Origin of the sequence: Streptomyces sp. NPDC087787 (assembly GCF_044743035.1) — a bacterium.
Taxonomy (GTDB): Bacteria; Actinomycetota; Actinomycetes; order Streptomycetales; family Streptomycetaceae; genus Streptomyces.
Window position 1 is genome coordinate 750138 of the sequence record NZ_JBIUVQ010000001.1, and the last position, 21219, is coordinate 771356.

Sequence of the window (21219 nt, forward strand, 5' to 3'; positions counted from 1 at the left end):
CACCTCCCGGCGGGCCGGGGCGCACCCTCCGCCCCGCCCCGGCCCGCCACCGCCGCCCCGCCCACCCCGCCCCGCGAAGGAGCACCCGTATGCCCTCGCCCCACCTCCGTCCGTCCCCGCCGTCCCTGCCCGGAAAGGGGCTGTCGAGAAGGGGACTGCTGCTCGCCGGTGCCGCCGCCGGCGCCGCGCTCGGTCCGGCAGCCGTGCCCGCGCGGGCCGCCGCCCGGCCGCACCCGTTCGGCCGCCACGGCTCACCGGCCGGCCGCCGCACCCCGCGCACCCTCTACGTCGACCCGCACGGCCGCGGCGACTTTTCCCGGGTGCAGGCCGCGGTGGACGCGGCCGCCGGCGGCGGCTGGACCCTGGTCCTCGCGCCGGGCACCTACCGGGAGACCGTCTCCGTGGACACCGCCCGAACCGACATGACCTGGATCGGCGCCACGGGCGACGCCCGCGACGTGGTGATCGTGTACGACAACGCGGCCGGCACCCCCAGGCCCGACGGCGGCACCTACGGCACCAGCGGATCGGCCACCACGACCGTCCAGGCGGACGGCTTCACCGCCCACCGGATCACGTTCGCCAACGACTGGCTGCGCGCGGACCACCCCGGCGTCACCGGCACCCAGGCCGTCGCCGTCAAGGCGCAGGGCGACCGCTCGGCGTTCTGGCACTGCCGCTTCCTCGGCCACCAGGACACCCTGTACGCCGACACCAGGTCCCTGACCGCCTTCGCCCGCCAGTACTACGCCCATTGCCGTGTCGAGGGCGACGTCGACTTCGTTTTCGGCCGGGCGACCGCGGTGTTCGAGCACTGCCACTTCCGCGCGCTGGACCGCACCGACCTGGCGGCGCCGCCGTACGGCTTCGTCTTCGCGCCCTCCACCGCGGTCGCCAACCCGCGCGGCTACCTGGTCACGCACGGCCGGGTCACCAGCCGGGCCCCGGACGGCGGCTACAAGCTCGCCCGCCCCTGGGTGCCCAGCTCGGACACGACCGCCCGGCCGATGCTGACCGTCCGTGACACATGGCTCGGCGCAGGTGTCGACACGGTAGCGCCATACGCCAATATGTCGGACATGTACCCCTGGCAGGACCAGCGTTTCGCCGAGTACCGCAACTCCGGGCCCGGCGCGCGGATCACCGTACCGGCCAACCGCCCCCAGCTCACCCGGGTCGAGGCCCGGGAGGCGACCCGGGAGGCGTACCTCGGCGACTGGACGCCGTGGCGGGGGCGCTGACGGTGCCGCGACGACGGTGCTGACGGTGGGTGACCGGGCGAGATGAACGGCGGGTTGCGCAGGCGAATTGTCCGTCCCGTCAGATATCGATAGGGCAAAAGGTACCCCGCACGGTCTCGCGCATCCGAGGGTGACGCGCGTAGAAAACGACTCATGCACAAGCCACTGCGTATCGCGGCCCTCGCCGCCACCTGCGCCCTCACCGGTGCCGTGATCTACGGCGCCGGTGCGGCCACGGCAGGTCAGTCCACCGCCAACTCGGCCCACGAGCCCTACAACATCGGGCTCCTCACCCAGGACATCGACACCTACTACGGCACCAAGCTCGACAGCAACGGTGTCTACCAGGCGTCCCCGGACAGCCCGTACGCCAAGGACCTCGCGGCCGTCGACGCCGAGGCCAGGAAGTGGATCGACAAGGCGGCGGACAAGGCGGGCCACAAGGGCCAGAAGAAGCCGGCCGTCGTCTTCGACATCGACGACACGCTGCTGCTCAGCCTGGACTACGAGAAGAAGAACAGCTACGGCTACAACAGCGCCACCTGGGCGGCCTACGTCAACCGGGCCGACCGTCCGGCCGTCTTCGGCAGCCCCGAACTCGTGCGGTACGCCGCGAAGAAGGGCGTCACCGTCTTCTACAACTCCGGGCTCAGCGAGGCGCAGCGCTCCGCCGCCGTGGAGAACCTGAAGAAGGTGGGCGCCGACGTCAACCTCGACGCCGCGCACATGTTCCTCAAGGACGCGGCCAACCCCCCGTCCTACCTGAAGGACTGCGCCACCCCGGGCTCCTGGACCTGCACGACCGTCCAGTACAAGTCCGGCACCCGCAAGCACATCGAGGACCTCGGGTACGACATCGTCGCCAACCTCGGCGACCAGTACTCCGACCTCGACGGCGGCCACGCCGACCACACCTTCAAGCTGCCGAACCCGACGTACTTCGTCGGCTAGTGCTGCGACCGGAAAGGTTCACCGGCTCGCGACGCCCGGCACGGCACCTCGCCGCGTTGTCGCATCACCCGAGTACATCCAGTACACGGGCGATGCTCCGCCTTGCGATGCACCGCACCGGACGCCGCGAGCTTTCCGGCAAACCTTTCCGGTCACAGCACTAGTCAAGGCCCGTGCCCCGCCCGCTCCACGAGGCCGGGCGGGGCACGCCCTGTGCGCGCCCGCCGTCATCCGGCGTCGGCCCGCAGCGTCAGCACCACCTCGTCGATCTCCTCGCCGCGCGCCTCGGCGAACCCCCGGGCCCGCGCCGACTCCCGGAACCCGCACTTGGCGAGCACCCGCAGCGAACCGGCGTTGTCCGCCGCCGCCCGCGCGTACAGCGGGCGTTCGGGAACCTCGGCCAGCAGGGCCCGCAGCGCGGCCGTGGCGACGCCCCGGCCCCAGTAGGCGCGGTCCACCCAGTACGTGACCTCGCGCTCACCCGGCTCGCCGTAGACGGCGGCGCTGCCGACCACGTCACCGTCCAGCAGGACGGTGCGCAGCACGACGGACGAGGCGCGCATCCCGCGCCAGTGCGCCGCGAAGGCCTCGTGGTCGGCCGGGTCCTTCGGAGTGAAGGCGGCCATCCGCAGTGCCTCCGGGTCGTTCATCTGCCGGAAGAACACCGGCAGATCGCTGTCGTGGACCTCGCGGAGCACGACCTCCATGTGTCACAGCCTCCGGGTGGCGAGCGTCAGTCGGTCACGGGCGTCGAAGAGAGCATCCTTCACCATCTGCTCGTGCGCCGGCGTCAGGCGCGCCACCGGGACCGAGCAGCTCACCGCGTCCCGGGCCGGGGTCCGGTACGGGATCGCCACCCCGAAGCAGCGCAGACCCAGGGTGTTCTCCTCGCGGTCGACTGCGTACCCCTGCTCGCGGATCCGACGCAGTTCCCCGATGAGCCGCTCGCGGTCGGTGATGGTGTGCTCGGTCAGCGCGGGCAGCGTCTCGGGCAGCATCTTGCGCACCTGCTCGTCGGTGTATGTGCTCAGCAGCGCCTTGCCCAGCGAGGTGGAGTGGGCGGGCAGGCGGCGGCCGACCCGGGTGAAGGGGCGCAGGTAGTGCTGCGACTGGCGGGTGGCCAGGTAGACGACGTTCGTGCCGTCCAGGCGGGCGAGGTGGATCGTCTCGGTGGTGTCGTCGGACAGCCGGTCCAGCGTGGGACGGGCCGCCGCGACCACCTCGTCGCCGTCGATGTAGGACGTGCCGACGAGCAGCGCCCGCACGCCGATGCCGTAGCGCGTGCCGGTGGCGTCGGTCTCGACCCAGCCCAGCTCGACGAGCGTGCGCAGCAGCATGTACAGGCTGGACTTGGGATAGCCGACGGCCTCCTGGACCGCGGCCAGCGAGTGCATACCGGGCCGGCCGGCGAAGAACTCGAGCAACTCCACGGTCCGCACTGCGGACTTGACCTGCGCACCGCCGCCTGCGTCGCCTGCCGACATCGCCCTGGACCCCTTCGTTCGACGAGAAGCTGGAGATATAGTCTCCGGCAGTGTATTCACCATCAGAGACAGCGTTCAGCATATCGAACGCGCTGGTGGTGACCCCGAATCCGGTCGACCGTAGGGACCGGCCGGATACTGCGGCAAGACATGTGGAGGGATCCGCGGTGGCAGCACCAGTCTGGAGTGTCGACCCCCGTAACGGGAAGCAGCGGGAACAGGTCGCGGTGGAGGCCACGGCGCAGGAGGTGGACGCCGTCGTGCGGGCCGCGCACGACGCGCGCGCGGCGCTCGCCGACCGTGCCGTCCGCGCGGCCTTCCTGCGCTCCGCCGCCGACCGCCTGGAAGGGGCCCGGGACCGGCTCGTCGAGGCCGCCGACGCCGAGACCGCGCTCGGACCGGTCCGGCTCACCGGCGAACTGGCCCGCACCTGCTACCAGTTGAGGGCCTTCGCGGACATCGTCGAGGAGGGCGCCTTCCTCGACGTGATCATCAACCACCCCGACGCCGACGCGACCCCGCCGATCCCGGACCTGCGCCGCCACAAGGTGCCGCTCGGGGTCGTCGCCGTCTACTCAGCCTCCAACTTCCCCTTCGCCTTCTCGGTCGCCGGCGGCGACACCGCGAGCGCGCTCGCCGCGGGCTGCCCCGTCGTCGTCAAGGCCCACCCCGACCACCCGGCCCTGTCCGAACTGGTCGCCAGGGTGCTGCGCGGGGCGGCCGCGCACCACGGCGTCCCCGAGACCGTGATCGGCCTCGTCCACGGCTTCGAGGCGGGCGTCGAACTCGTCCGGCACCCGCTGGTCGCGGCCGCCGGCTTCACCGGTTCCGTGCGCGGCGGCCGGGCCCTGTTCGACGCGGCGGCCGCGCGGCCGGCGCCGATCCCGTTCCACGGCGAGCTGGGCTCGCTCAACCCGGTCCTCGTCACGGAGGCGGCGGCCGCCGAGCGGGCCGAGGCCATCGGCGCCGGACTGGCCGGCTCGATGACGCTGGGGGTCGGGCAGTTCTGCGTGAAGCCCGGACTGGTCCTCGTGCCGTCCGGAGCCGCGGGCGACGGCCTGGTGAAGTCCCTCACCGACGCCGTCAGCGACACCGACCCGGGCGTCCTGCTCGACCACCGGATGCGCGACAACTTCCTCACCGGCGTCGCCGAGCGCTCCGCACTGCCGGGAGTCGAGTCGCCGGTCACCGCGGGCGCGGGCGGCGAGCACTCGGTCAGCGCGGGCTTCCTGACCGTCCCGGCCGCGCGGCTCACCGAGGAGGGGCAGTACGACCTGCTCCTGGAGGAGTGCTTCGGACCGGTCACCGTGGTGGCCCGCTACGAGGCCGAGGCTGAGGCCGAGGCCGTCCTGTCGCGGCTGCCCGGCAACCTCACCGCGACCGTGCACCTGTCCGCCGAGGAGGCGGCCGGCCAGGGGCGCGGTGCCGAACTGCTCGCCCGGCTGACCCCGCTCGCCGGACGCGTGCTCGTCAACGGCTGGCCGACCGGTGTCGCGGTGGCCCCCGCCCAGCACCACGGCGGCCCCTACCCGGCGACGACCTCGACCTCCACCTCCGTGGGCGGTACGGCGATCGAGCGGTGGATGCGTCCGGTGGCGTACCAGAACGCCCCGGAGGCGCTGCTGCCGCCCGAGCTGCGCGACGACAACCCGCTCGGGCTGCCCCGCCGCTTCAACGGCCGCCTGGAGCGCTGACCCGCACCGCACGGAACCGGATCACCGGGCCTCCGCGTCCTCCCTCGCATGATCGACGAGAGTGCGAGCGGACGCCTGGTGATCCGTACGGCCGTGCCCGCCGAGGCGGAGGCCGTCGCCGGCCTGATGCTGCGTGCGCGGGCCACGTACTACCCGGGCGGCGTCCCGGACGCCGACGCCGACTGGACCGCCCGGTGGCGCGAGGCCATCGCGCGCCCCGACGGCCAGGTGCTGTGCGCCGCCGAACAGGGCCGCGTCGTCGCCGTCGCCTCCTTCCGCACCCCGCCCGACGGCCCCGCGGACACGGTCGCGCTGTCGCAGTTCCACGTCGACCCCGGCCACTGGGGCTCGGGCATCGGCACGGCGCTGCACGCGGCCTGCGTCGAGCACTGGCGCACCGAGGGCAGGTGGACGGCCGTCCTTGAGGTGCACACCGGCAACGAACGGGCGCGGCGCTTCTACGCCCGGCGGGGCTGGACCCCGGATCCGCTGCGGCCCGCCGGCGAGGGCGGGCATCATCTGGGGCTGCGCTACACGGTGACCGGGGAATGAAAACCGCTGCTTGAACGTTCACGGACCCGGCGGAGGTCGTCCACCTCCGCTTCCGTACGAGCGGGAGAGAGCCGAGAACATGCGCGTCGAGATCTGGTCGGACATCGCCTGTCCTTGAACCAACAGAGCCATACGTTACCGCACATGCTCTGACCTGCATAGACGCACGAAATCCGGCCCGTGCCAGCAGAGTTCACCACCGGATCGGTTCCGCATCCCCGCCGACACACAGCGGGCACGGCCGCTTGTAGGTCCAGCCGCACAGCGTGCAGCCATCGAACCCACAGCAGCCGTCACACCAGACGACACCCCACCCGGCGCACAGTCCGCAGTACGACGCCGGTGGCGCGCTCTCCGAGGGTTGGGCCGTCTGCCGTCTGCTCGGCCGTCTGCGGGCCGTCTGTGGCCTCTCCGGGGCCGTCGTCACCCGTGGCCCTCGGGATGCCGCCGCATAAGGACGTTGCAGTCTGCAACCGTCGTCCAGTCGCTACCCGTCCGCGCACGGTCCCGAACGGCCGCCAACTCCCGGCAACCGGCGCAGCCTTCAACCGGCGCAGGCTCCAACTCAGATGGCCGCAACGGGAGTTCGACCGGATCACTCTGGTACGTCCTCGGCTCAGTCATGCCGTCCAGCGTCCGGCCGGACATGATCACGCGCTAGCGGCCACTTGTCGGCCCGCTGTAGGCCAGAAATCCGCCGATGTAGGCCAGACTTAATCCATGGGGAATATCGGCGCGAACATCAGGCAACAGCGGGAACGGCTCGGCTGGAGTCAGGCACGGTTAGCACGGGAGGTTTGCCGGGCGGCCGGAATCGCCGGTGAGCCGGTCGGACGGCAGGAAGTCAGCCGGTGGGAAACCGGCCGTCGTACGCCGCGCGAATGGCTACCGATCATCGCTGCGACCCTCGGGGTTTCCGTAGAGACGCTGTGCGCGTCACAGACGGTCGCAGAACCGCCGTTGCCGACCCTCGCGGACTTCCTCCCCGCCGAGGACCCGCTAGAGCCTCTGACGGCCCGTACAGGCGGCCGTATCGGTATGGGGCAAGTGGACGACTTGCAACAGCGGGTGCACGGCCTACGGCTCGCCGATGACTTCCTAGCCGGTGGCGATCTCATGCGACCGGCACTGAGGGAACTTAGAAAGTCTGTTCGAATGTTCCGCGAGCACAGCTATTCGGATCTGACGGGGCGTCAGCTTCTTGTGCAGATTGGCGAACTGGCGCAGATCGCAGGATGGATTGCCAGCGACGCCGGACAGCACAGCGAGGCGGAACGGATTTACCGGCTAGGGCTCAGTGCGGCAACGCAGGCCGAGGACGGAACCCTTGCCGGAAATCTCGCCGGGTCACTCGCCTACCAACTGTCCAACATTGGAAGGGAAGTTGAAGGCGTAGCCCTTGCCCGCGCTGCACTGGACGGGGCCGGGCCGGACGCTCCGCCGAAAGCACGTGCGCTGTTCTTCGATCGGGTGGCATGGGCACACACGAAAGCGGGCGGTTCGGAGAACGCGCAGGCTGCAATGCGGGCACTCGGGGAAGCCAGCGAGGCACTAAGCGCGAACAGCGAGGGAATCGAGTCACCGGCCTACCTGTATTGGGTGGATGCCGGGGAGTTGCAAGTCATGGAAGCGCGAGTATTCACTGAGCTACGCCGACCGCTCCGCGCCGTGCCGTTGCTCCGCGATGTACTCGGCCGGTATGACGCAACGCATACGCGGGAACTTGCGCTGTATCTGTCGTGGCTTGCCGTTGCCTATGCCGACGCGAACGAACCCGAGGAATCGGCGGCCGTGGCGGATCGGGTCATCGCGCTGTCGGCGGATATCTCCAGCGAACGGACGGCCGAACGGGTGCGGGTGATCCTGGCTCGGCTCGCCGAATACGCAGACGTGCCGGAGGTTCGGGCGGTACTCGACAGCGCAGCGGCCTAAACGCAGAAAGGGCCCCACAGCGGGAGGGGTAATCCTCCAGCCATGGGGCCCAAGTTCGTTAGCACCTAGGAACGTTCCTAGGTCGTCACTCGGCCATTGCGAGATACCTACGGCCGGTTCGGTCGGACACCCGGAAATGCTCGGCCAGCATCGGGCCGGTCACCTTGCGGCCATCGGCGGACAGCTTGGCCACAGCGGTACGGATCACTTCCGGACTCGGCGGAGTAAGCGGCGGACGCTGGCCGGACATGACCGGGGCGCTTTCCGGCATGGCCGTTTCCTCGGCCGTCTGCGGGGCGTTAGCGACCATGGCCGACTCATTGGCCGTAGCGCTGTCCGGCACGGCGTCAGACGGCGTACGGCCGACCGTGGCTAGGTGCATCAAGTGACCGGCCACAAGGGGCGGAACGGCGGACACAGCGGCCACTAGGACCGGCCCAACGGACATGTAACCGGCCATGATTAGGTGCGCGGTCACCTGCGCTGTCAGAGCGAGCGCCAGCGCCATTCCGGCACCAACCTTTGCCGACCGGCTATCCGGACATGTGGCGGCCATTACGGCGGCCACAGCGGCATAGGCGGACAGCACGAGCGGCATTAGGGCGGCCACGGACGGAGTCCAACCGGCCAGCATGGCGAGACGGTATTCGCCGGGGGCGGACATAGCCAGCGCGGCGAGCAGGACGACCGGACGGCCGGAGGTGGCCGCGATTCGTGCGTACAGGGGAAGTCTCATTGTCTTTTCCTTTCATGAATAGTGGGGCGGGCTCGACTCGGGGAAAGGAAACGAAAAACCGAGGAACCCGCCCCACAACCGGACGTGATCAGCGTCCGGAGTCTGTGTTAGTACGTAGGAACGTTCCTAGGTACTCGGAGTGCGCGCCTTGCTTTCTAAACCCCGTCTGATCAGCGCAGATGGCGGCCAAAGGGGGTCAGCCGGCGAAAATGGCACCTTTGAAAGCAAGGCAGCGACCTGGGAACGTTCCTAGGTCCTCAGCGCATCGCGCGACGCACATAGGCGCGAGCAATGCGAGGAACGGCAAGGTGTGTAATCACCAGCGACAGCGAGAGGAATGCGAGCAGGATCACCGGTCACGCTCCCATGCAATCCATGCCGGGTCGCTCGTGCCCGGACAACCCCAACCGGGCGCACATTCGCATTCGGCTTTCCCGCTCCGCAGCGAGCCGCACCGAACGCCGTATCCCACAGCACTGAACATGTCGGTATAGGTATGGGGCACACGCATTTCCTCGTGCTCGTCCGCCGGGCAACGCTCGGGATCGAATGTCTCGGGACAGCGGCAAACCGGCGCTATCTCGTGGGCTCCGCCTCGCGGCCTGCGTAGCCGCCTCATCCCACAGCGTCCAGACCAGCACGCGCACGTCCCCAGCGCGTATCAGCGGCCTTCTTGGATCGCACAGACGCGGCGGAACGGTGCGCATTCCCGCTGTCAGCCTGCCCCAGCGAAGCGGCGTCAACGCTGGAAACGTCGTCGGGCAACACCGCCTTGATAATCGCCCATGCCTGCGCCCGCTGGTGACGTGCCTCAGCGATAGCAGGGTGAAGTACCCAACCGGAACGCGGGGAATCCTTCATAACCCCCTCGGCAGAAACAACGGCGTCAAGTTCAGCGGCAGTATCTAGGTGCGCCCCGGCGAGTTCAAGGGCGGTTAGTTGGTCGGTTTCTAGCTCAAACGCTTCGGATAGTCGCGCAATGAGCCGTTCGGATGGCTTCATAATTTCCTCACAGGGTGCCGAGTGCGGCTCAAAATGGCACCCGGAAGGTTTTTCGCATGCGCAGCGGGGAGCGGCTGCTATCCCCTGCCGAGTCGGGGGAATTGCTTTGCGGGTCCTACCCCACTACCCCTCGGCCCTCGGCCCCGGCCACGCTGCGCAGGTATTTTTCCGCGAAGCTGTCAGGCATTGGCGGACGGACGTAGAAGGAAAACAGCGCGACAAGCGAAGACATGTTTTCCTTACTCAAATGCGATGACTTATCCAATGCTTCGGACAGTCGCATTAGCTCGTTCACATCAGCGCTGATGTCTCGTCCGTCGACCGCGTGACCGGCTGCAATCCTCTGCGTTGTCTCGTGCCAGAACTGACAAGTGACAGCGCAATATGGGCGACGCCTGAACATACCGTCCCGCCCCGGTCGGCGGTCCTTACGCTTACGCAGACAACCAGCGCGACGACACGGATTAGCAACTGGCATAGAAGACTCCCATACGGGCGGGCACCGGGGCTACGCGAAGCACCCGCCCCGCATGAAAGCACCGGTGCCCGCTGACAATGAGGGGGGTGTCGGAAAGTGAGCCCGCCTATTCGTCGTCGTCCCAGTTGCGCGTAACCGGCTCATGCGACGACAGCGGGACAAATAGCGAGTCGGGGAAGTGTCCGCCGTCGCTGTAGGAACCGAGCCAGCCAACACGCTTTTCAATCTCGGCGACCACATTAACCGGGTTGCCGAGTACGCTGCCGAGCCGGTTTTCGCGGGCCTGCATTACCGTCTTACGGTCCTGCTCGTAAACATCCGGGGTGGCGCGGGCGTAATCAATCTGCGTCTGATAAGGAGAGATGCGGATTTCACTGGCGGCCTCGCGTTCGCTGAGCCACTGTGCGTCAACAATTGCGCATTCCTGCTGTAGGGCAGCAATAGCATTCGCCGCATTCAATGCTGCCGCAGTAGCGCTTGCAGCATCCTCTAGGCCCTTCCGTACCTTCGGCATCTCGGCCGCCACGTGCGCGGCAACGGCGTCCCGCCAGTCGTCGCGGTAGCGCTCGCGTGCCTTATCGGCCGCGTTTCCCGCCTTCCCCGCAGCAGCGCTAAGCGCGTTACGTAGGCCGATAGCGTCGCGGAGAGGACCGGCGAGCTTTTCCTGCCTTTCGTCGACCAGCGCAGAAAGGCTAGGCGATACCTCGCCCCGCTCGACAGCGGCGTTAATCTCGCGCTGAGCCTGCGCCGGTACAGCCTGATACTCGGCGAATAGCTCGGCCGCCTTATCGTCCGCCGCCTCTAGCTTGTCCTGCGCCTTGTTCGCTGCGCTCACGGCCTTCTTTACAGCGGCAGGCGCGAGCGATAGCGGGAGGTTCGCAACCTTGCGCGAACTCTCGTAAGTGACGCCGCCGGTGCTGTCCAGAATAGAGATGAACGCGCGCGGCACGCCCCAACGGTCATAGCTCCGCGTTGCTGCCCTGCGCTCCGCTAGTTCGTCATTCATGGGTGATTTCCTATCTCAGAATCGGACGCGCTTGGCGATTGCCGCCGCTAGCTTTGCGGGGTCAATGGCTGCGCCGTCGTCCTCGGCAGGCTTTTCGACGGGCCGTGCAGACTGCTTCTTTTGTAGCTGGACAGCGACTCGGCACGCGTTACCGGTCAGCGCATCGCGGGTATCCCCGGTAAGTAGCGCGACCTGTTCGACAGATAGGCCGGAAACCTTGGCGGCGTGCTCGCGGTCAGCGGCGGTGATCTCAGACATTGCGCTGTCCCTTCGGCTGCTTCGCAAATCCCTGCGCGGCAGCAACACGCTTTGCGTTATCCGTCAGCACTTCGCGCGTGTCTCCGGCGAGCAGCGCGACCAGATCAGTCGGCAAGCCCGAAATAGCTGCCGCGTGCGCGATGTCCTCGGGGGTGATAGCCATCGGGTGGTTTCCTTTTCAGTGGGGCGGGGGACCTAGGAACGTTCCTAGGTCATGGGATGCAAAAACCCCCTTACCTGCCGGGTCTCTGCATAGACCACAGCAAGCAAGGGGGTTACCGGTAAGCGGCACGTCGCTTTGCGCGCACGTCGCTGAGCACTTACCGAAGATCAGGGGTTCTGCGGATGCAGCCGCAGGGGAGGGGATGCGGTGCAATGCGAGGCCCCGGCAGAGGGATGAAATCCCAAACCGCCGGGGTTGCTCGGCTAACCGAATCCCACTGAGACGGAAACCGCCTCACGGTACAGAGATTGAGCGGGTAAAGACTCGTGGGGCTTATGCCCGAGTTGCCGTTTAGGCTTGACGGAAGCTTTACGCTGCCAGTTTGCAGAACGGGAACGGTCGCGGGAACGCAGCGCAGCGCGATGACCAGGGGCGATGCCCGAGCCGGCGATTAGGGCCTATTTGCGATTGCGCGGGGACAGCGGAGAGGGGCAGGCGGAGCGTCCCGCGTGTCCCGGGGTACCTCGGTCGTTCCTATAGGGATTGAGAAAAAATCCTTAGAGCGACCTCAACACCCCGGGACAAGCGGGACGCATGACGATTCCGCCTATCCCGCTGTCGGGCGGAGCCCCGTAACGAGCCTTTCTCGGCTCTTTACTTGGTGCTCAGTCTGCATACCCACTGGGCTGCACACGTCCCACCCGCTAGTTCGCACGCTGCTGTCCGGCTTTTCAATCTCGCCGGTCAAGAACCATTCGTGCTGCCGGGCGCGGGTCCAAAACAGCTTTTCGCCCCACTTGCGGATTCCGCGCTGAGTAGCCCACTCGACGAAATCGGCGTAGATATCGGCGGACCGCACGGCCGAATCCGGGTCAAGCTCGTATCGCTCGTCCAGGAACCGCGCGGCATGGTTGGCGTCGTACCGCCACTTGGTGGTGTCGGCGGCCACGCTGTCCGGCGCAGGCGGGATTACCTCCCCGCTGTCGTACCAAGCAATCGCCCCGTCAACGAGCCAGGACAACACCGCCTCATGCTGGCCGCTGGCACCCTCCAGAATCCGCTTTCGTAGCGTCGGGTCCTTGGGGTGTTCCGGGTCGCTGCCGTCGAACGTGTACGGGAACACGACCAGCGCAAGGCGTCGCCATGTTCCGTAGTCGACGGCGTCCACCTGAACTTCGTAGTTCGTGGTCACGAACAGCGAATGCGTGGCATCCCATGTGACGTTGTCCTGGCCGATGTAACGGGCCGTCATGTTGTCCGTGCCCGCTGCCTTTTTGAGCCGCTGAGCATTCAGGTAATCACCCTCGGGCAACTCTTCGATATAGGCGAAGCGCGCACCAAACAGCGTCATCATTTCCGTGGGGTGATCGCTCGGCGAAGCGAGTAGCACCTTGTCCGGCACCATCACGCTGAAATCTCCCAGCGCGCGGGTAACACCGTCCAGCATGGTGGATTTGCCATTGGCTCCGCCGCCGCGCAGGAAGGGCACTACGTCATCTTGTGTCGCGTGGCCGGTTGCTGCCTGGCCAAAGCGAATCTGCATCCAGTCGGCGACCTGCACGGGTAGCGCGGTTAGTGCAGCTTCCCAATCGGGGTGGATGTAACCGGGCTTGTAATCGACCTCGGTTACCTTGGTGAACAGCAGCGCCGGATCATGCGGGCCGAGTTCACCGGTGCGGAGATTGACCACGCCGTTACCTACGTTCAACAGGTCGGGGTGTCCGTCGAAATCGGACTGTTCGCGTTCCAGCACGCCGCGCGCCACTCGCTGAAGACTCGCCACCTTGCCAGCAAAGCGGAGGGAGTTGAGTTCCTTTACGCGCTTGTCCCGCATGGCATTGGCGGCCGCTAGCGCTGCCTTACCCTCCTCCTCCTTGGTTTCGGAGAGTTTGGCAGCGGCGGCCGTTGCCTTGGTGTGCCGCTCGTTTACTGCTGTGATCTCACCGACGTACAGGCGGAGTACAGCGCGGCGGACGGCGTCGAATACGGCGGAGTCAGAGCAGCGCGCCCAACGGCGACCATCCCAACGGGACCACGCGTTACGGCCCCATGCGATGAACTCACCATCGAGGTATTCACGCGCGATGCGCTCGCCGAGGTGGATTTCCGAGAGGTCGCTTTCCCGGTATCCCTCGGAGGGCTCGGGCGCGGGTGCCGTTGCTTCCGGCTCGCTGAGTTCGGCCGCCGTCTTTTCGTAGATCGTGCCGTCGTCGCTGAGGAAAAACTCGCCAAGGTCGCGCATCATCGCTGCACCGCCGGAATCAGGTTGTAGGAACGGCCAGGGTTGGCGTTGGCGTCGAAGATCAGTCGCCCATTACGCCAAACGTTGGTGCAGTGCGCTATGCGGTGACCGTAGAAGGTGTGCGCGTCAGCGGCGGAAGGACCGGCACCGTGAATGTGGACGCGCGAGCAGTACGGGCACGTGACGCGGAAGGTCCAGGGATCGCCCTTATGCGCTGGGCTGACTAGTCGTGCGGGTGCGTCGGGTATCTGGTGGCTCATGCCATTTCCTTTCCGGGGGACATAGGAACGTTCCTATGTCTGTTAGCGGGTCGTGCCGTAGGTCTTGCGCTGGTAGTACGCGCGGTCACGGCATGAACGGCTGCACCACTTGGGGCGCTGTCCCTTACCGCAGTAGGTCTTGAGCGGCTGTCCGCACTCGCACTTGATGCGCATGGCGGATCTCCTTTCCGTTGCATCGGAATTTGGGCCGAAGAAAAGGCACCCTCGGCGGGTGCCTACAAGTTCTTCTAGGGGAGTCAGTTAAAAGACACCCCGGAGAGGACAGCGAGCGTCGATGACTAGTCCCGCTCGCTGCCCTCGGAGTACAGAGATTGAGCGGGTAAAGGCCATAGGCGGCGGAACGGACAATGTGGCCACTGCCGTTACCGATCCGTTATATGGAGGCCGGCGATTGGGGTGATTACTCTGCGTAGCGATCTGGTTACAGTGTTGAGTGTCGATTCTTGGACGGGGAAACTTTCATCCTGGGGTTTTCCACGATCCGAAACAATCTCGCTTCACAAACAGCACTCGACACAGCGGCCGTGCCTCTCGCGCTGTAGGGCCTCTCTGGCGGCTTATCGCGGAGCGCTCCGAGGGATGGGCCAGCGGGACAGCGGGAACGGCGCACGCGACCGTCTGTGGCTTCCCTGGGGGTCGTCGTCGGGCAAGCGCGGATAGCCCCCGTGTGCTGGCCGGTCCGTCAGAACCGCTGTGCGGCCGTCCAGGGCAAGCGAAAGGGACCGATGGGAAGTTCTCCCACCGGTCCCCTCAGAGGCCGTGCACGGCCCTTACGCGGCCGTCTAGGCCTTCCGCTCCCGCGTCCTGTCGGCGTGCTTCACGCCCGCTTCAAACGCTGCTCCCCATGCCGGGTCGCTCGCTTCCCGCCAGTGGAATTCCAGCCGGTCAATCGCGGGCACTCGGTACCCCCGACCCTTGGACGGCAGGAGAACGATTCCCTTGGGTCCCAGCGCGGCCCGCAGTAGCGCCCGCTGTCCGGCGATTCCCGCCCCGTTCCACAGCGCTGCGAGCGCTTCCGGGTCCATCAGCGGGGAAAGGTCGGCCTCTCGCGTCAGTTCGGCAAGCTCGGCCTTTAGGGTCGTAATCTGCTCGGCCACCTGCACGCGCATACTGTCGAACATTTCCTCGGTCATGCGGCCGAGGACGAAAAACTCCTTGTTGAGTTTCATCTCTCGGCTTACCGCCGATTCCAGCGCGGCCGTCACCTGCGCCTTACGCGCCTCCTTTTCCGGGTCCTTGTAGGCCAGCCATTCGCGGGCGATTTCGTGCAGCGTGGCGGAGTCGGGCGACAGGCTCAGGATGTGCGCGAACCACGCTTGCGTAACGGCGTCCTCGGCGCGCTCCCGTCCGATGGATACGCCCTCGCAGACGTGCGCCCCCTCGTTGGTCCGGGCGTAACACCGGTAGGCCGGTCCGCTGCTGACTTCCTTCACGCCGCAGCGACCGCACTTCATGGTTTCCGAGAGGAGATTGGAAGTCTCCCGCTTTCCGCGTGCACGGTTCCCCACGGGGCCGTTCTTCTGAGCGCGGCTAGCGAGAATTTCCTTGATCTTGACGTGTTCCGCGAACGTGATCACGCCCTCGCCGCAGGAAACGGGGTTTCCCTTCTTGTCGAACAGCGGGGTACCGCCACGGTGATACTTCCCCGCCCAACGGCCGTTCTTGTCGAGCATCCTTTCCCGCTGTGCGACGAGACCGGCCCAAGTCACAGCGTGGGCAAGCGCGATGATTCCGGTTGCCTGCCAATTCCGGGCGCGGCGCGGCTTCAACCCTTCCTCGTTGAGCGTGGCGGCGATCCAAGCCGGGGTCTTTCGGTCCAACAGGTACTCGGCGATTCGGCGGGCAGTCGGGTATTCCTTGGGGTTCCGCTCTAGGCGTCCCTCGCCCTTCACAGCGCGCAGGCCGTAGGGTGTTACGCCACCCGTCCATTTGCCGTCTGCCTTGTGCGCGTCCATGCCGAGTTTCACGAACTGCCCGAGGTCGGCCGCCTGTTCGCGCGCCTGTTCGCTGAGGATTGCCAGGACCATGCGGCTACGGGTGCTGTCGATGTTCTCGGCCACGACGTAGATGCGGGCGGCCTGTTCCTCGAACTTGTCGAGCAGCAACCCGACTTGACCCATGCCACGGCGGGAAAGGCGGGAAGTCTTGAACACGTACAGCGTCTTAGACAGTCCGCTTTCAGCGATAGCCGCTGTGGCGTTCTCGAATTCCTCGCGCCGGACGTACGCCTTGGATGCGCTGCGCTGTTCGAACCAAACGCGCCGGATCTTCTTTCCCTCGCTGACAGCGTGGGCGCACATTCGGCGAACCTGCTCTTTCAGGCTCGAAAGGGTGTCCTTTTTCTTGGAGCGGCGAACGTACATTTCCGCCAGTTCGGCGGGGGAACCAACGGCCGGGGTCCAGAGGTCAAGCTCTTTCAGTTCGTCGTCCTCGAACCCGAGGGATTGAAGCGCGGCGTAGTCGTCGCGGTGCATGTGTCTTGGTCCAATCTCGAAGTCGGACCGCCCCGGCGCTGTGGTGCTCTCCCGGCTCGGCGGAATCCTTCAAGGTTTCCGAGCGAGTCCGTAAAGAACCGCAGGTCAGAGCGGTTATGGCTTCGTTGGTCCAAGCCTGTCCCTGGTGCTACGTCGGGAAGGCGCGCTTCGAGAAGGCGCTCGCGGCCTTCCCGCACCGGGAGCGGGTCGAGGTGGTGCACCGGTCGTTCGAGCTGGATCCGGGGCGGGCCAAGGACGACGTGCAGCCGGTGGTCGCCATGCTCACCAAGAAGTACGGAATGACCGAGGCGCAGGCCCACGACGGCGAGGACAACCTGGGACGGCAGGCCGCCGCCGAGGGCCTCGACTACCGCACCCGGGGCCGGGACCACGGCAGCACCTTCGACATGCACCGCCTGCTGCACCTCGCCAAGGAGCACGGCAGGCAGAGCGAACTGCTGGACGCCCTGTACCGGGCGAACTTCGCCGAGGAGCGGTCCGTCTTCACCGAGGGCGGCGAACGGCTGGTGGAGCTGGCCGTCGCCGCCGGACTCGACGCCGACGCCGCCCGGAAGGTGCTCGCCGATCCCGACGCCTACGCCGCCGAGGTCCGCGCCGACGAGCGGGAGGCCGCGCAACTCGGAGCCTCCGGAGTCCCGTTCTTCGTGCTGGACCGGAAGTACGGCGTCTCCGGTGCCCAGCCCGCCGAGGTCTTCACCCAGGTCCTCACCCAGGCATGGGGCGAGCGCTCACCGCTGACCCTCCTGCAGAGCGACGACACCGACGGGGACGCCTGCGGTCCGGACGGATGCGCGGTGCCGCGGAGCTGAGCGGCGCGGACGAACCGCAGGTCACGGCGGATTCATAAGGATTCCTTCGCGGACCCGCGCAAAAACGCGCAATGGACGGGGGCCGTGACGGGCAGCACAGTGGACCCATGGAAACCTTCGAGACCCTCGTCCGCGCCGAGTTCGCCCCGAAGACCACGTATCTCAACAGCGCGTCCCTCGGTCTCCTGCCCGCCCGCACGGTGGAGGCCCTGGGCACCGCCGTGACGGCGGCCGCCTCCGGGCAGCCGACCGACATGTTCGCCGACGTCGAGGCCGCCCGCGCCTCCTTCGCCCGCCTGATGAAGGTGCCGGAGCGCCGCGTGGCGGTCGGGGCCTCCGTCGCCGTCTACACCGGGCTGATCGCCGCGGCACTGCCCGAGGGCGCCGAAGTCCTCACCGCGGACGGCGACTTCAGCTCCGTGGTGAACCCCTTCCACGTCCGCCGGGACCTGAAGGTGCGCAGCGCGCCGCTGGAACGGATCGCCGAGTCGGTACGACCCGGCACGGCGCTGGTCGCGGTGAGCGCCGCACAGTCGGCCGACGGCCGCGTCGCCGACCTGCCCGCCATCCGCGCGGCCGCGCGCGAGCACGGCGCGCGCGTCTACGTCGACGCCTCCCAGGCCGCCGGCTGGCTGGACCTCGACGCGGACGCCTACGACTACGTCAGCGCCGTCGCCTTCAAGTGGCTCCTGTGCCCGCGGGGCGTGGCCTTCCTGGTCGTCCCCGACGACCTCGGCGGCCTGAACGCGCTGTTCGCGGGCTGGGTGGCGGGGGAGCGGCCCTGGGACAGCTGCTACGGCCCCATCGAGGAACTCGCGCACTCCGCACGGCGGTTCGACGAGAGCCCCGCCCTCCTCAGCTACACGGGAGCCCGCCGCTCGCTCGAACTCGTCGAGGAACTCGGTGTGCCCGCCGTACGCGCCCACGATCTCGCGCTCGCCGACCGGTTCCGCGCCGGGCTGCGCTCCCTCGGCCACGAGCCGGTCTCCGCGCCGGGTTCCCCGATCGTCGCCGTGCCGGGACTCGGCGCGCGCCAGGGCGAGTTGAGCGCCAAGGGCATCGAGGTCTCGCAGCGCGCGGGCAATCTGCGGGCCGCCTTCCACCTCTACAACACGCCCGCCGACGTAGACCGCCTGCTGGACGCGCTGGCCGGCTGAGGCCGCCGCCGGGATCCGGACACGGGCCGGGGCTTCCCGTCCCACACGAGGAGGCCCCGGCCGGTCCGTCGTCTCATCGCACGGGCGTGAAGTCCCGTGCCCCGACGAATTCCGGGCGTCGTACCGGCGCCGCGAACGGTTCGACCGCCGTGTTCTCCACGCTGTTGAACACGATGAACACGTTGCTGCGCGGGAACGGCGTGATGTTGTCGCCGGAGCCGTGCATGCAGTTGCAGTCGAACCAGGTCGCGGAGCCCGCCCTGCCGGTGAACAGCTTGATGCCGTGCTGCCCGGCCATCGCCGTCAGTGCCTCGTCGGACGGCGTGCCCGCGTCCTGCATCTGCAGCGACTTCTTGTAGTTGTCCTTCGGCGTGGCCCCCGCACAGCCGAGGAACGTCCGGTGCGACCCCGGCATGATCATGAGGCCGCCGTTGGTGTCGAGGTTCTCGGTCAGCGCGATCGAGACGGACACCGTCCGCATGTTCGGCAGGCCGTCCTCGGCGTGCCAGGTCTCGAAGTCCGAGTGCCAGTAGAAGCCGCTGGCCCCGAAGCCCGGCTTGACGTTGATCCGCGACTGGTGGACGTAGACGTCCGAGCCGAGGATCTGCCGGGCCCGCCCGACGACGCGCTCGTCGCGCACCAGAGCGGCGAACACTTCGCTGATCCGGTGGACTTCGAAGACCGAGCGGATCTCCCTGGACTTCGGCTCCACGATGGAGCGGTCGTCGGCGCGGATCCCCGGATCGCTCACCAGCCGGTCCAGCTCGCGCCGGTAGACGGCCACCTCGTCCTCGGTGATCAGCTGGTCGACGGCGAGGAAGCCGTCTCGCTCGAACGCCTGGAGGCCGGCGGTGTCGATCGGTCCGGGCGTGTCGGGGGAGCCCCAGACGACCGGGTCCTGGCGGGGAGTGGTCACCTCGGTGGTGCCGCGGGTGGGGTAGAGATCGGTGACGGTGTTCGTGGTGGTGGCGGTCATGGGGATGTCACACCTCCTCGGGCTCGGTGAGCAGCGGGTACACGCCGTTCTCGTCGTGGTCCTCCCGTCCCGTGACGGGCGGGTTGAACACGCAGATGCAGTGGAAGTCCTTCTCCTTGACCTTGAGCGTGTGCCGCTCGTGGCCGTTGAGGAGGTACATGGTGCCGGGCGTGATCGTGTACGTCTTCCCGGTCTCGCGGTCGGTGAGCTCCGCCTCGCCCTCGGTGCAGACGACGGCCTCGATGTGGTTGGCGTACCACATCGACGTCTCCGTGTTCGCGTAGAGGATCGTCTCGTGCACGGAGAAGCCGACCTTCTCCTTGGCGAGGACGATGCGCTTGCTCTCCCAGGTGCCGGACTCGGACTTGACGTGCCGGTCGGTGCCTTCGATCTCCTTGAACGAACGGACGATCACGGTGGTGCGTGCCTCCTGGCTCGGTTGCTCGGTTGCTTTTCGCTCGGTCGGGTGTCAGGCGGTCTCGCGGGCCGCGCGGGCGAGGATGCTCATGCCCTCGTCCAGCTCCTCGGTGGTGATGGTCAGCGCCGGCAGCAGCTTGACGACCTCGCCCTGCGGGCCCGACGTCTCGACCAGCAGCCCGAGGTCGAAGGCGCGCCGGGCGATCCGCCCGGCCCGCTCCCGGTCGTGGAACTCCATGCCCCACACCAGGCCCCGGCCCCGGTACTCCTTGACGTTCGCGGGGTTCTCCTCGGTGATCGAGATCAGCCACTGTTCGAGCCGCTCACCGCGGGCGCGGGTCTGCTTCTCCATGGCCGAGCCGTCCGTCCAGTAGGCCTCCAGGGCGGCCGTGGCGGTGACGAACGCCGGGTTGTTGCCGCGGAAGGTCCCGTTGTGCTCGCCCGGCTCCCACACGTCCAGCTCCGGCCGGAACAGGCACAGCGACATCGGCAGGCCGTAGCCGCTGATGGACTTGGAGACGGTGACGATGTCGGGCACGATGCCGGCCTCCTCGAAGGAGAAGAAGGCCCCGGTGCGCCCGCACCCCATCTGGATGTCGTCGACGATCAGCAGCATGTCCTGCCGCTCGCACAGCTCCTTGAGCGCGCGCAGCCACTCGGGCCGGGCGACGTTGATGCCGCCCTCGCCCTGCACGGTCTCGACGATCACGGCGGCCGGCTTGTTGAGACCGGACCCCTGGTCCTCCAGCAGCCGCTCGAACCACAGGAAGTCCGGGACCTTGCCGTCGAAGTAGTTGTCGAACGGCATGGGAGTGCCGTGCACGAGCGGGATGCCGGCGCCGGCCCGCTTGAAGGCGTTCCCGGTGACGGCCAGGGAACCCAGCGACATGCCGTGGAAGGCGTTCGTGAAGGACACGATCGCCTCGCGCCCCTTGACCTTGCGGGCCAGCTTCAGCGCCGACTCCACGGCGTTGGTGCCGGTCGGGCCCGGGAACATCACCTTGTACGGCAGGTCGCGGGGGCGCAGGACCAGGTTCTGGAAGGTCTGGAGGAACGTGCGCTTGGCGGTGGTCGACATGTCGAGTCCGTGGGTGACCCCGTCGCGCTCCAGGTAGTCGATCAACGCCCGTTTCAGCACCGGGTTGTTGTGGCCGTAGTTGAGCGAGCCCGCGCCCGCGAAGAAGTCGAGGTAGTCGTGGCCGTCCTCGTCGTACATACGGCTGCCGCGCGCGTGGTCGAAGACGGTGGGCCAGCCGCGGCAGTAGCTGCGCACCTCGGACTCCAGGGTCTCGAAGACGCTCAGGTCGGGCTGGGTGATGGTCACGGCGAATCGCTCCTCGGTGGG

The 21219-nt window shown here is 67.6% G+C and carries 20 protein-coding genes; 7 read left to right on the forward strand and 13 right to left on the reverse strand.

Annotated elements, in window-relative coordinates; translation table 11 throughout:
* Positions 1–89 precede the first annotated feature (89 nt).
* Together ACIOWN_RS03455 and ACIOWN_RS03460 are read left to right on the forward strand one after the other, a co-directional pair.
* On the forward strand, positions 90–1241 hold the full coding sequence (locus tag ACIOWN_RS03455; protein ID WP_362355422.1) for a pectinesterase family protein: 1152 nt from the start codon (positions 90–92) through the stop codon (positions 1239–1241).
* Between the two features lie 153 nt (positions 1242–1394).
* The gene (locus ACIOWN_RS03460) at positions 1395–2192 is read left to right on the forward strand and encodes an HAD family acid phosphatase (protein ID WP_362355419.1); all 798 of its coding nucleotides are present in this window, start codon (positions 1395–1397) and stop codon (positions 2190–2192) included.
* Positions 2193–2419: 227 nt separating this feature from the next.
* Here ACIOWN_RS03460 and ACIOWN_RS03465 read toward each other — a convergent pair whose 3' ends face one another.
* Positions 2420–2899 (reverse strand): GNAT family N-acetyltransferase, encoded by a 480-nt coding sequence (locus ACIOWN_RS03465; protein WP_326801946.1) that lies wholly within the window; start codon positions 2897–2899, stop codon positions 2420–2422.
* A gap of 3 nt (positions 2900–2902) precedes the next feature.
* Positions 2903–3676 (reverse strand): IclR family transcriptional regulator, encoded by a 774-nt coding sequence (locus tag ACIOWN_RS03470; RefSeq protein WP_362354898.1) that lies wholly within the window; start codon positions 3674–3676, stop codon positions 2903–2905.
* A gap of 167 nt (positions 3677–3843) precedes the next feature.
* Between ACIOWN_RS03470 and ACIOWN_RS03475 the strand changes: the two genes are divergently transcribed.
* The 3 genes from ACIOWN_RS03475 (at position 3844) to ACIOWN_RS03485 (ending at position 7854) form a co-directional block, all read left to right on the forward strand.
* Positions 3844–5370 (forward strand): aldehyde dehydrogenase (NADP(+)), encoded by a 1527-nt coding sequence (locus ACIOWN_RS03475; protein WP_362354901.1) that lies wholly within the window; start codon positions 3844–3846, stop codon positions 5368–5370.
* 48 nt (positions 5371–5418) lie between these two features.
* Complete coding sequence (locus tag ACIOWN_RS03480) at positions 5419–5922, forward strand: GNAT family N-acetyltransferase (RefSeq protein WP_362354904.1); 504 nt, start codon at positions 5419–5421, stop codon at positions 5920–5922.
* 720 nt (positions 5923–6642) lie between these two features.
* Positions 6643–7854, forward strand: a complete 1212-nt coding sequence (locus ACIOWN_RS03485; RefSeq protein ID WP_401980059.1) for a helix-turn-helix transcriptional regulator — start codon at positions 6643–6645, stop codon at positions 7852–7854.
* Positions 7855–7939: 85 nt separating this feature from the next.
* Here ACIOWN_RS03485 and ACIOWN_RS03490 read toward each other — a convergent pair whose 3' ends face one another.
* From ACIOWN_RS03490 to ACIOWN_RS03525, 8 genes are all read right to left on the reverse strand, one after another.
* Positions 7940–8590 (reverse strand): hypothetical protein, encoded by a 651-nt coding sequence (locus ACIOWN_RS03490; RefSeq protein WP_401980061.1) that lies wholly within the window; start codon positions 8588–8590, stop codon positions 7940–7942.
* 1586 nt (positions 8591–10176) lie between these two features.
* On the reverse strand, positions 10177–11076 hold the full coding sequence (locus tag ACIOWN_RS03495) for a hypothetical protein (RefSeq protein ID WP_401980063.1): 900 nt from the start codon (positions 11074–11076) through the stop codon (positions 10177–10179).
* Between the two features lie 15 nt (positions 11077–11091).
* On the reverse strand, positions 11092–11334 hold the full coding sequence (locus tag ACIOWN_RS03500) for a hypothetical protein (RefSeq protein WP_401980064.1): 243 nt from the start codon (positions 11332–11334) through the stop codon (positions 11092–11094).
* Entirely contained in the window at positions 11327–11497 is a 171-nt protein-coding gene (locus ACIOWN_RS03505) for a hypothetical protein (RefSeq protein ID WP_401980066.1), read from the reverse strand. Before ACIOWN_RS03505 ends, ACIOWN_RS03500 begins: the two co-directional genes overlap by 8 nt.
* 607 nt (positions 11498–12104) lie before the next feature.
* Positions 12105–13742, reverse strand: coding sequence for a phage/plasmid primase, P4 family (locus ACIOWN_RS03510; protein ID WP_401980069.1), 1638 nt, complete (start codon positions 13740–13742; stop codon positions 12105–12107).
* Positions 13739–13999, reverse strand: coding sequence for a hypothetical protein (locus tag ACIOWN_RS03515; RefSeq protein WP_376606332.1), 261 nt, complete (start codon positions 13997–13999; stop codon positions 13739–13741). The genes ACIOWN_RS03510 and ACIOWN_RS03515 overlap by 4 nt, the downstream gene beginning before the upstream one ends.
* Before the next feature lie 42 nt (positions 14000–14041).
* Positions 14042–14173 carry a hypothetical protein gene (locus tag ACIOWN_RS03520; RefSeq protein ID WP_401980072.1) on the reverse strand — a complete coding sequence of 44 codons (132 nt, stop codon included), beginning with the start codon at positions 14171–14173 and terminating at the stop codon, positions 14042–14044.
* A gap of 629 nt (positions 14174–14802) precedes the next feature.
* Positions 14803–16494, reverse strand: coding sequence for a recombinase family protein (locus ACIOWN_RS03525; RefSeq protein WP_401980075.1), 1692 nt, complete (start codon positions 16492–16494; stop codon positions 14803–14805).
* A 116-nt stretch (positions 16495–16610) separates the two neighbouring features.
* On the opposite strand from ACIOWN_RS03525, the gene ACIOWN_RS03530 reads away from it, so the two are divergent.
* Together ACIOWN_RS03530 and ACIOWN_RS03535 are read left to right on the forward strand one after the other, a co-directional pair.
* Entirely contained in the window at positions 16611–17324 is a 714-nt protein-coding gene (locus tag ACIOWN_RS03530; RefSeq protein WP_401980078.1) for a DsbA family oxidoreductase, read from the forward strand.
* Between the two features lie 107 nt (positions 17325–17431).
* A complete protein-coding gene (locus ACIOWN_RS03535; protein ID WP_362354910.1) occupies positions 17432–18481 on the forward strand; it encodes an aminotransferase class V-fold PLP-dependent enzyme in 1050 nt (349 codons plus the stop codon).
* A gap of 73 nt (positions 18482–18554) precedes the next feature.
* On the opposite strand, the gene thpD is transcribed toward ACIOWN_RS03535, so the two are convergent.
* Genes thpD through ectB form a run of 3 tightly spaced genes read right to left on the reverse strand, consistent with a single transcriptional unit; the run spans position 18555 to position 21198 of the window.
* On the reverse strand, positions 18555–19457 hold the full coding sequence (gene thpD, locus ACIOWN_RS03540; RefSeq protein ID WP_362354913.1) for an ectoine hydroxylase: 903 nt from the start codon (positions 19455–19457) through the stop codon (positions 18555–18557).
* A 7-nt stretch (positions 19458–19464) separates the two neighbouring features.
* Positions 19465–19872, reverse strand: coding sequence for an ectoine synthase (locus tag ACIOWN_RS03545; protein WP_362354916.1), 408 nt, complete (start codon positions 19870–19872; stop codon positions 19465–19467).
* Between the two features lie 54 nt (positions 19873–19926).
* Positions 19927–21198, reverse strand: coding sequence for a diaminobutyrate--2-oxoglutarate transaminase (ectB, locus tag ACIOWN_RS03550; protein ID WP_362354919.1), 1272 nt, complete (start codon positions 21196–21198; stop codon positions 19927–19929).
* Positions 21199–21219 lie beyond the last annotated feature (21 nt).